The organism is Exiguobacterium sp. s193 (assembly GCF_018618755.1).
Classification (GTDB): Bacteria; Bacillota; Bacilli; order Exiguobacteriales; family Exiguobacteriaceae; genus Exiguobacterium_A.
Genome location: NZ_JACSMR010000001.1, coordinates 82,008 through 92,105 on the forward strand (window position 1 = coordinate 82,008; position 10,098 = coordinate 92,105).

Here is a 10,098-nt window from a genome sequence, read left to right on the forward strand (position 1 = left end):
AAGAATAGAAAACGCCGCTGACTCCGTATCATGAACGGAATCAGCGGCGTTTTCGTTTTTAGCGATTCATTTTGTGACCAGTTGGAGGTAATCGACTACCCCGTCTCCGAGTTGTAAGCTGACTTGTTCCCGTAATCCGCGGTACAACCCAGGCAATTGCTGTGCTGTCGCCGTGACCTTCAGGCTAAAGCCCACCCCTTCCGTCGGGAGCCGCTTAATCCGTGTACAAACTGCTCCAAATTCAATGATGGCACATAACAATAATTCTTCGATGGCTTGCATCGAAACGGTCACTTCGCCTTTGTTTTCGTACTCCTCAACCAAGATGATCACTCCTTCGCAAGTTGTTTGACCGATGTCATGACTTCCTCTAGATCAACCGGTTCGTCAGGTGTCTTCGCCATTGAAGAGATGGCACGAACCTTGTTGTCTCGGTCAAGAATGAACATTTGTGTCCCGTGCGTGACGAGACCGCTCTCCGCTTTCGAGTAATAAAAGTTCAGTTGGCGTGTCAGACGGTCGATGACGACCTCGTCCCCCGTCAAGACTTTCCAGCCTTCAGGATTCGCTTCAAAGTTAGCGGCATACTTTTTCAAGACTTTTGGTGTATCGACTTTAGGGTCGACCGTCACAGCAACGAGTTCAACGTCCGTTCCGTACAACTCTTCGGCACGTAATTTTTTCTCGAGCTTCCGGTAATCATTTAACGTCAACGGACAAATATCAGGACAATTCGAATAAAAGAACGTCAAGACTTTTACTTTACCATCTTCTGAATCAAATGTTTTTCCATTGACGGCATTCGTCAATTCAAATGGTGTTGGTTCAGCGATCACAGGTAGCTTTTCTTTCATGAAGAAATAATAATAACCACCTGCAGCGGCGACCAAAATCAAAACGACGGCAGCAACCGTCAAGTAACTATTTTTTTTCAACACGATTTCCCCCTTAGTGATTCCAAATCGCACGGAATACATTCGTCGTTTCGCCTGGTTCATACACGACATAAAGGAGACAATAGACAAGCACTCCTGTGATTGCCGTCAAAAACCAGATGACGGATGCTTTTGGACCGATTTTGCGGTGGCGTGCGAAATTTTGTTTATACGCATAAAACAAGGCAATCAAGCCGAGAATCCCACCGGACGTCGCTAGCAAAATATGAAAAATTAAAAATCCTGTGTAGTACGGTTTGACCGAATCTGGCCCTCCGAACGCCGTATTACCAAGTAGAATCGTCCGGAGCGCGTACATGATGAAGAACAACAGAGCCAGTGCAGCAGCAATGTTCATCACCACTTTATGCGCCCCCATGTTCCGGCGGGTCTGCGCAATCAAGAACCAGCCAATCGCTACAAAAATCGCACTGATGACAATCAAAGAAACACAAATCAACGGCAAATAGCTCATTTTCAGACTTCCTCCATTTACTTAATCCGCTTTTGGCGAGAAGGACATACCTTCGTCGACAGCAGTACTTTTTGATCGTCTCACCCACGTAAAGAAGGTCAAACCGAAGAAGATTCCGTAGACGAGTTCTTGTCCGAGTTTCATCAAGACGCCGCCGAACCGTTGATCTTCGAGTAAATCTTTTGTTGTTCCAAATAACCGTTCCATGTTCAAACCACTCACATCATTATTCGGTAGACAGTAAGCCAAGACTTTTGCGAACGTCGCCGGATCTTGATAGGCATCGTATTGGAAGCTCTGACTGAAGATCATGAACGCACAAGCAGGTGTCAAGAGGACGCCGTTCGCAACGATATAGACCATCTTCTTCAAATCGGATAGACTGTCTTCTTCGTTGACGGGTGCGATGATTGGATACCACATCGTCATGCTGAGGAAAATTAATGTCCCGTGGAACAAACGGTGAACCGTATAGTTCGTCAAGACGTAATCAAAGATGAACGGCATGTGGTAAAACGTAAACAACGAATTGAATACGATCAGTGCGATCAATGGCAACGTAAAGAAACGTAGCATCTTTCCTAAGTACGGGACACCGAACAACCGTTTAAATGCCCAACCCGGAATCGCTAGCATCAAAAGTGGCGGTGCCACCATATAGACGAAGACCATCTGTAGCATATGCGCAGAGAACGTAATATGCGCTAACACATCAAGCGGACTACCAAAGCCAATATAGTAGACGAATAAAGCTGCTAGCATCATGAACTTCTGTGCTAACGTTGTTTCTGCCTCGTCTGGTCGTCTAATTTTTTCAGTAATGAATGCATACAATACGTAAAGACCGATCAAGAGTAACGCGTAATACGGGCTCCACAAGACGGTCCAATCGAATTGCGATAAAGCACCCCTTAAATTGCCTAACATATTTCTCACCCCGTTCCTGTTTCCTACAAACTAAGATTACCGTTCCCCTATTTCATTGTAAAGGTTTCTCATAAAACGATTCCAAAATAAAAGACCATCCTGCTAAACGTTAGCAGAATGGTCACAATTTTTTACCAGATGAGAAGGCGAAGTGTCGCGACGATTGTCAATGCGACAAAGATACCGAGCGCCATCATGACTTTAATCCATGTGTTCCCTTTGTTGTTCATATGCATGAACATATACAACTGGAGGTAGACCTGGACGATTGCCATGATCACGAGGAATCCACCTGCAGCCCAGTGAGGCATAAGTTCTGCCATCACTGCGCCGAAAGCGATCAACGTCAAGAAAATCATCAGTGCGAAGCTGATTAATTGCAGCTGCATTTCGCGGCTACGATCAGCTTTCATTTCTAATTCTAACTGGTTACGTGTCACTTGTGGTTCGTGTTTTTCCATCTTATTTCACCATCCCCATGAGGTAGACGACTGAGAAGATAAAGACCCAGACGACATCAATGAAGTGCCAGTAAAGACTTGAAACATAATACTTCGGTGCGTTGACGACCGTGATACCGCGTTTCCAGTTCCGGATCAGCAATGTCGAAATCCAGAGAAGACCGAACAAGACGTGCGCCCCGTGGAACCCGACGAGTGTGTAGAACGCTGAACCGAATGCGCTTGACGTAAACGTATGACCGATATGGTAATAGTGATTAAACTCATAAATCTCACCAGCGAGGAATGCTAGACCGAGAACAAGCGTAATAATAAGCCACATCTTCATTTTCGCGACATCATTACGTTTCATCGCCATCATCGCGAGAACACTTGTCAATGAACTCGTAAGAAGTAGCATCGTCATAATGAAGACAAGTTCCATCTCAAAGATGTCGTAACTCCGTAATCCTTCTTTTGCGCCTGAGTTGTGCAATCCGATGTATGTTCCGAAGAGAGAGGCGAACAATGTCGTCTCGCCTCCAAGGAAGAACCAGAAAGCTACATATTTATTCTTACCCTCAAGTGTTGCTTTTTCAACATGATCTGGAATACCAGTCACTGGGTTGTTTGGTACTGAATGATGACCCATCTTACTTCGCCTCCTTTTCAGCTTCAAGGCGTAGATCTTCTTCGATGACTGATTTCGGGATGTAGTATCCTTCATCGTCAATCCAAGAACGTAGGAACATCGCGAAGAGTGTCATCGCAAGACCAATCAAGGCGATGACAAGACCGACTGTTCCGTAGTCAAGACGAAGAATGAATCCAAGACCTGCAAGGAACAAGCCAACTGACATGACGAATGGCAAAATCGAGTTGTTCGGCATGTGGATATCGCCGACTTCTTCCGATACAGAAACTGTTTTGTTTCCAGCCATTTTTTCGAGCCAGTACGTGTCGAGTCCTTTGACGAGTGGTGTTTGTGCAAAGTTGTACTCTGGAGTCGGAACCGGAAGTGTCCACTCGAGGGTACGGCCGTCACCCCAAACATCACGTTTTACGTATTCTTTCGACATCAATGCTGCGACGATTGAAACAACAAGGATGATTGTCGACACACCCATGAAGGCTGCACCGATGGATGATAGTAAGTTCATTGTTTCCCAACCTTGGTTCGGTAAGTACGTGAAGACACGACGTGGCATACCTGTAAGACCAAGAATGTGTTGTGGGAAGAACGTCAAGTGGAAGCCGATGAAGAACAACCAGAATTGAATCTTGCCCCAGAATTCGTTGAGCTGTTTCCCGAACATGAGCGGGAACCAGTAGTAAAGACCTGCAAAGAGACCGAAGACGACCCCACCAACGATAACGTAGTGGAAGTGGGCGACAACGAAGTAGCTATCGTGATACTGATAATCGGCAGGAGCAACTGAAAGCATGACCCCTGTCATACCACCAACAAGGAATGATGGAATGAATGCGACCGAATAAAGCATCGCAACTGGGAACGTCAATTTACCGCCCCACAGTGTAAACAACCAGTTAAAGATCTTAACACCGGTCGGAACGGCAATCGCCATCGTCGCAACAGCGAAGATTGCGTTTGCGACTGGTCCGAGACCAACTGTAAACATGTGGTGAACCCAAACCATGAAGCCGAGGAAACCGATCAACATTGTCGCAAAGACCATCGTCGTATAACCGAAGAGACGTTTACGTGCGAATGTAGGAATGATTTCAGAGAAAATACCAAATGCCGGTAAAATCAAGATATATACTTCCGGGTGCCCGAAGATCCAGAAGAGGTGTTCCCAAATGACGATGTTACCACCAGCTGCCGGGTCGAAGAAGTGAGCTCCGAAAAGACGTTCAAACGTCAAGAGGAACAAACCGACCGTAAGCGGAGGGAATGCGAAGACGATCAAAGCTGATGCAACGAACGCCGTCCATGTGAACAATGGCATCCGCATCAGTTTCATACCAGGTGCGCGCATGTTCAAAATCGTAACGAGGAAGTTAATCCCCCCCATAAGTGTACCGAAACCAGAAATCTGTAACCCGAGTGAATAGAAATCAACACCGAGTGATTCTGGGACTGTTGAAAGTGGTGCGTACGCTGTCCAACCTGCGTTTGGTGCTGCGCCAAAGAACCATGATAAGTTCAAGAGTACTCCACCAAAGAAGAACAACCAAAAACCAAGTGCGTTCAAAAACGGGAACGCAACGTCACGTGCACCGATTTGAAGCGGTACAGCGGCGTTCATGTATCCGATCAACATCGGCATCGCTGCCAAGAAGATCATCGTCGTACCATGCATCGTAATCAACTGGTTAAATAATTCACCGCTGACGAAATCATTCATCGGTTTAATCAATTGAAAACGAATCATTAAGGCTTCTACGCCACCTACTAGAAGGAAGAACAATCCAGAGATGATATAGAGAATCCCGATTTTTTTATGGTCGACTGTCGTTAGCCAGTCCATGATGCCGCTTTTTTTCTTCGGCATACCCATAGTATGTGTCCCCACTATGATTCCCCCTTAATTTTATTGGAGCTTTTTGTCCAATAGGTAGTCTGCAAGTTCACTCAATTCTTCATCGCTAATCTTATCTTCAGAGAAACCAGGCATTTTCGTCCCTTGTTTTTCTTTTTGCGGATTGCGAATCCATTTTTCGAGATTTTCTTTGTCGTGATCGAGGTATCCTGCGATACGTTGACGGTCACCAAAGTTCGTTAAGCTTGGCGCGACTTTCCCGCCACCGTGACAGCTGAGGCAGTTTTGAGCGTAAACTTGTTCGCCCGTCGTCCAATTTTTTTCGTTTTTAGCATCGAGTTGTTTTGTTTCTGCTTCTTTTGCAGTTTTCATGTCTTTTAACCATGCATCATAATCATCTTGCTCGAGTGCGATGACTTTAAAGTCCATCAATGCGTGAGAAGGTCCGCACAGCTCCGCACACTTACCGTAGTATGTGCCCGCTTCTTGTGCTTGTAACCACATCTCGTTATCGAGCCCTGGGTTTGTATCTGTTTTACCAGAAAGTGCTGGCACCCAGAATGAGTGAATGACATCTTTAGAAGTCAAGTTGACAGCAACACGTTTTCCGACTGGGATGACAAGTTCTTGTCCTGTCGAAACACCTTTGTCTGGATATTCGAACTCCCACCAGTATAAGTTTGCCGTAACATTGATTTGTTCGTTTTTCTTCGCTTCCTTTGCATCGGCTAATTCAACCGTTGTTTTGATTGTCGGTACAGCGAGAACAACCAAGAGAAGGATTGGAATAACTGTCCAAATGATTTCAAGCGTATGATTTCCTTCGACTTGTTTCGGAACTGTGTTATCTCCTGATTTACGACGGAATTTCATAAGTACGTAAACATAGATGACCGCTACGATCGCAAGGACGAACAACATCACCCATAAGCTGAGCTTGATGATCTCAAGTTGCATTTCTGCGCCTTCCCCGCGAGGCTGAAGCGCGGACAATTCCGGAATTCCACAACCTGATAACAATAATGCCATCAAACCGATCGGAAGAAGCCGGAAGAGCATTTTTCCTGATTTTTTCACAACCATCCCCACTTTCTTTTCCCCAATTTTTTTCTTTCGTAAATGGTGTACGTGAATATGTCAAATCGTTTTAGAGAGAAACGAGTACGACCGTCACGATCCAAGCTGTGAAGTAAAAGAGCGAGAAGAAGAACATTTTTGATGCCCATTTAATTTCAGCTTGTTTTTCCTTGATTTTGAGACCTTTCAATCCCATGTAAAGCCAGTAACCGCTTAACGCCGCCATGACGATCGTGTAGACGATGCCATAGTGTGCCAAGAGTAGTGATGATGGGACTAAGACTGCAATCCACCATACAATTTGTCGTTTCGTGATGGCAAAACCATTAACGACCGGTAACATCGGAATACCTGCAGCACGGTACTCTTCCGTCCGTCTCATTGCGAGTGCAAGGAAGTGAGGCGGCTGCCAGACGAACATGATGAGAAATAAAATCCAGGCATCGATATGAAGTGCTGGAGTGACTGCCGCAAATCCAATGATCGGTGGCACTGCTCCTGAAATACCCCCTACGACCGTATTGATCGTATGCGTCCGTTTGAGCCACATCGTATAGATCACGACGTAGACGAACGATCCAATCAATCCGAACACTGCCGCCACATGGTTGACGATCAATAAAAGCACCGTTCCTGTTGCGAGTATTCCAAGTCCTAATGCTAGGATGCGTTGTCCATCCATCTTGCCGGTTACACTCGGTCTGCCCATCGTCCGTTCCATCTTATAATCGATGTCGCGGTCAATGTAATTGTTGAGGTAACAACTTCCGGCAATGACCAGGCCACTTCCAAGAAGTGTCCACAATAGTGTCAACTTCGTCTGCCACAGGTATAACAAGACATCATCCGTTAAATAAGATGCTGCCACGACATAACCTGCGAAGACGGTGATGAGATTCGCGCGAACGATCCCCATCTTTGCTAGGGTGACATAGTCCTTGAACGTCGGTTGATCCGTTTGCTCGATCATGATGTCAAGCGTCTCCCCATTTACTTTCGCCATGTTGTTTCCTCCTTCTAACCGCCTGCATCCTCTCTGTACGCATGAGACACGTATTTTCTTCACAGAAATAACACAGACACGCCACGAAACGTCCTTTTCTCTATAAAAGATACCACATATTCAGGACCATGACGTATGAAAATACTTTCGACATAATGAACAAAATGTGAAATCTATGTGATTAACCTCACAGTTCACCATATTTACCTAATATTAGAATAGCGTTCTTCTAAAAGATTGCAAGCGTTTCGATATTTTTTATGCGATACTATTGCTATGCGTATGACTGTATTTTGTATATTTCTAGAAAGGTGGTGTCCGTGTCTTGAATCGAAAGCTTTCGATTTTTTCGGCATTCGTCACATTCACGATGATGATCGTATTGTTGATGGGGGGCACAGTCACGAAGACTGATTCAGGGAACGGCTGTGGAACAGATTGGCCGCTCTGTCATGGAGAGCTCATTCCTACCAACCCTAGTGTTGAAACGATGATTGAATATAGCCACCGCGCCGTAACCGGTGTCGTCGGGTTACTCATCATCGCCTTATGTTTATGGACACTTGTCGCTTTTAAAGAGCGTCTCGATACGAAGATTTTTGCTTTCCTTGCCTTCATCTTCATGTTGATCCAGTCCATCGTCGGAGCAGGTGCCGTCGTTTGGCAACAATCTGATCTTGTCATGGCACTCCATTTCGGGATTTCACTTATCTCCTTCGCCTCTTTGCTCATCTTGACGATTTTGATCATCGAGCGTCCGGGACGAGAATTCAGGGAAACGGTCCCAGCATTCTTACGGAAACTTCTGTATGGTCTCTTAGCCTATACCTTGATCGTCGTCTACACCGGCGCATACGTCCGGCACGTCGGCGCAACATATGCGTGTGTCGGCTGGCCAGTTTGTTCACAACCGACGATGACGTTCGAATCATGGGTCCAGATGATTCACCGTCTCATGGCCGGTCTACTGTTCTTCTACACACTTTATGTTCACTTCGTCGCGATTCGTTTAAAAAATCGGACGACACAAAAGGGAATGGCTTTCGCGACATTTTTCATCAGTTGCCAAGTCGCAACCGGTGCCTGGATCGTCCTCGGAGGGCACGCGACCTATGTACCGCTCCTACATGCATTTTTGATTACTTGTTACTTTGGTGTATTGTCTTACATGACGTATCATGCGTTCCGGACGAGACGCGATCAATAACGCCCGAATCGAAGGCTCAGTCCTTCATCAATCAAATGGCCGATCATCCCCTCTTCTTACAGGATGATCGGCCATTTTTCCTTGATTTTAAACGACGCGCTAAGAAACACTTCGCGATTGTCATCGTTAAGTTTGTTTCCTTACTTTTTAAAGCGGGCAATCGCCCGTTTACGCGCCATATCATGATCGACGATTGGTTTCGGGTAATCATAGTCGATCCGTTGTTGATCGGTCGGCTCATGAATGAACTTGTTTGGCAAATCTTTAATCTCTGGTACATACTGGCGGATAAATGCTCCTGACGCATCAAACTTCTTCGATTGTGTCGTCGGATTGAAGACTCGGAAATATGGCACAGCGTCCGTTCCGACGGAAGCCGCCCATTGCCATCCCCCGATATTCGAAGCCGCTTCATAGTCGACTAATTTCTGTTGGAAATACTGCTCCCCTTTTTGCCAGTCAATCAATAAATCTTTTGTTAAGAAAGAAGCGACAATCATCCGAAGCCGGTTATGCATCCATCCGGTCGTATTGAGTTGACGCATCGCGGCATCGACGATCGGGTAACCCGTCTGACCGTTTGACCAGGCATCAAATCCTGCTTCATCCTCTTCCCATTCGATTGCCGTATATTGTTCGTTTACGGGGAGACGTTTCGCTTCTGGGTAATGCATCAAAATCGTATAGTAAAATTCACGCCAAATCAATTCTGTCAAATACGTCTGCTTCCCTTCAGAATCTCCTGCCTGCTCTACCGCCGCATAAATCGTCCGGACCCCAATCTCCCCTGTTCGAAGATAACGCGACATTAAGCTCGTTCCATCGACTGCCGGAAGATCGCGTTGCTTTTGATAGTCGGTCAATCCGTTCGAGATGAAGTGCTCGAGCCGTTTTTTAGCAGCCGCTTCGCCAACATTAAAATCAATCTCCGTTTGAGCCGATTTAAAATATGCTTGGATGAACGCATTGTCATGACGGCGCTTATGGTACTGTGCCTGAAGCAGTTTCACGTCAACGGACACCGGCTCCGGTAATTCTTTTTTCAAGAACGCGTTTTTATACGGGGTGAATACTTTATAATAGCCCCCGTCATTTTTTTTGACCGCATGTGGATGTAACAGATGCCGGTCAAGCAACCGTTCCGTCTTTTTTGTTCCCCGCTTTTTAATGATGGCATCGTCTCGTGTTTTAAACGGTTCAACATACTCTGCGTTAAAGAGTAGCCGGTCCGCCATATCCGTTTCCTCGAGGAATGTTTTTTCGTCACCTTCGATAAACCGGATCGGCAATCCGATTGACTTACAGTTCTCCGAAAAGTTTTCCAATGCTTGGAAAAAATACTGTTGCCGGGCATCATATGCACCGATATAATCCGGATTCAGCCAAAAGACGAACTCGACCGTCGCCTGTTTGTCTTGTTCAAGGTACTCGACGGCTTTCGCAAACAGTTGGTTATCTTGTAACCGAAAATCACTTCGAATCCAACAGATGATGTTCATACGTTTCCTCCTGAAGATTTAAATTGACAGA

General features: G+C 45.8%; 11 protein-coding genes. 1 reads left to right on the forward strand and 10 read right to left on the reverse strand.

The window, feature by feature from the left end:
• Window positions 1-66 precede the first annotated feature (66 nt).
• The 9 genes from KNQ04_RS00410 to cyoE all read right to left on the reverse strand — a co-directional run bounded on the left by KNQ04_RS00410 (window position 67) and on the right by cyoE (window position 7,361).
• Window positions 67-324, reverse strand: coding sequence for a hypothetical protein (locus KNQ04_RS00410; protein ID WP_214846579.1), 258 nt, complete (start codon window positions 322-324; stop codon window positions 67-69).
• A gap of 5 nt (window positions 325-329) precedes the next feature.
• Window positions 330-938 carry an SCO family protein gene (locus KNQ04_RS00415; RefSeq protein WP_353049695.1) on the reverse strand — a complete coding sequence of 203 codons (609 nt, stop codon included), beginning with the start codon at window positions 936-938 and terminating at the stop codon, window positions 330-332.
• Window positions 939-948: 10 nt separating this feature from the next.
• The gene (locus KNQ04_RS00420) at window positions 949-1,410 is read right to left on the reverse strand and encodes a DUF420 domain-containing protein (RefSeq protein ID WP_214846583.1); all 462 of its coding nucleotides are present in this window, start codon (window positions 1,408-1,410) and stop codon (window positions 949-951) included.
• Between the two features lie 21 nt (window positions 1,411-1,431).
• Complete coding sequence (gene ctaG / locus KNQ04_RS00425) at window positions 1,432-2,337, reverse strand: cytochrome c oxidase assembly factor CtaG (protein ID WP_214846585.1); 906 nt, start codon at window positions 2,335-2,337, stop codon at window positions 1,432-1,434.
• A gap of 131 nt (window positions 2,338-2,468) precedes the next feature.
• A complete protein-coding gene (locus tag KNQ04_RS00430; RefSeq protein WP_029330933.1) occupies window positions 2,469-2,798 on the reverse strand; it encodes a cytochrome C oxidase subunit IV family protein in 330 nt (109 codons plus the stop codon).
• 1 nt (window position 2,799) lies between these two features.
• Window positions 2,800-3,429, reverse strand: coding sequence for a cytochrome (ubi)quinol oxidase subunit III (locus KNQ04_RS00435; protein WP_029330934.1), 630 nt, complete (start codon window positions 3,427-3,429; stop codon window positions 2,800-2,802).
• Between the two features lies 1 nt (window position 3,430).
• Complete coding sequence (ctaD, locus tag KNQ04_RS00440) at window positions 3,431-5,299, reverse strand: cytochrome c oxidase subunit I (RefSeq protein WP_029330935.1); 1,869 nt, start codon at window positions 5,297-5,299, stop codon at window positions 3,431-3,433.
• Window positions 5,300-5,332: 33 nt separating this feature from the next.
• Complete coding sequence (gene coxB, locus KNQ04_RS00445; protein WP_214847364.1) at window positions 5,333-6,364, reverse strand: cytochrome c oxidase subunit II; 1,032 nt, start codon at window positions 6,362-6,364, stop codon at window positions 5,333-5,335.
• 64 nt (window positions 6,365-6,428) lie between these two features.
• On the reverse strand, window positions 6,429-7,361 hold the full coding sequence (cyoE, locus tag KNQ04_RS00450) for a heme o synthase (protein WP_088837454.1): 933 nt from the start codon (window positions 7,359-7,361) through the stop codon (window positions 6,429-6,431).
• 325 nt (window positions 7,362-7,686) lie between these two features.
• Here cyoE and KNQ04_RS00455 point away from each other — a divergent pair, with 325 nt between their 5' ends.
• On the forward strand, window positions 7,687-8,568 hold the full coding sequence (locus KNQ04_RS00455) for a COX15/CtaA family protein (RefSeq protein WP_214846588.1): 882 nt from the start codon (window positions 7,687-7,689) through the stop codon (window positions 8,566-8,568).
• A gap of 140 nt (window positions 8,569-8,708) precedes the next feature.
• Here KNQ04_RS00455 and KNQ04_RS00460 read toward each other — a convergent pair whose 3' ends face one another.
• Window positions 8,709-10,067 carry a cryptochrome/photolyase family protein gene (locus KNQ04_RS00460; protein ID WP_214846590.1) on the reverse strand — a complete coding sequence of 453 codons (1,359 nt, stop codon included), beginning with the start codon at window positions 10,065-10,067 and terminating at the stop codon, window positions 8,709-8,711.
• Window positions 10,068-10,098 lie beyond the last annotated feature (31 nt).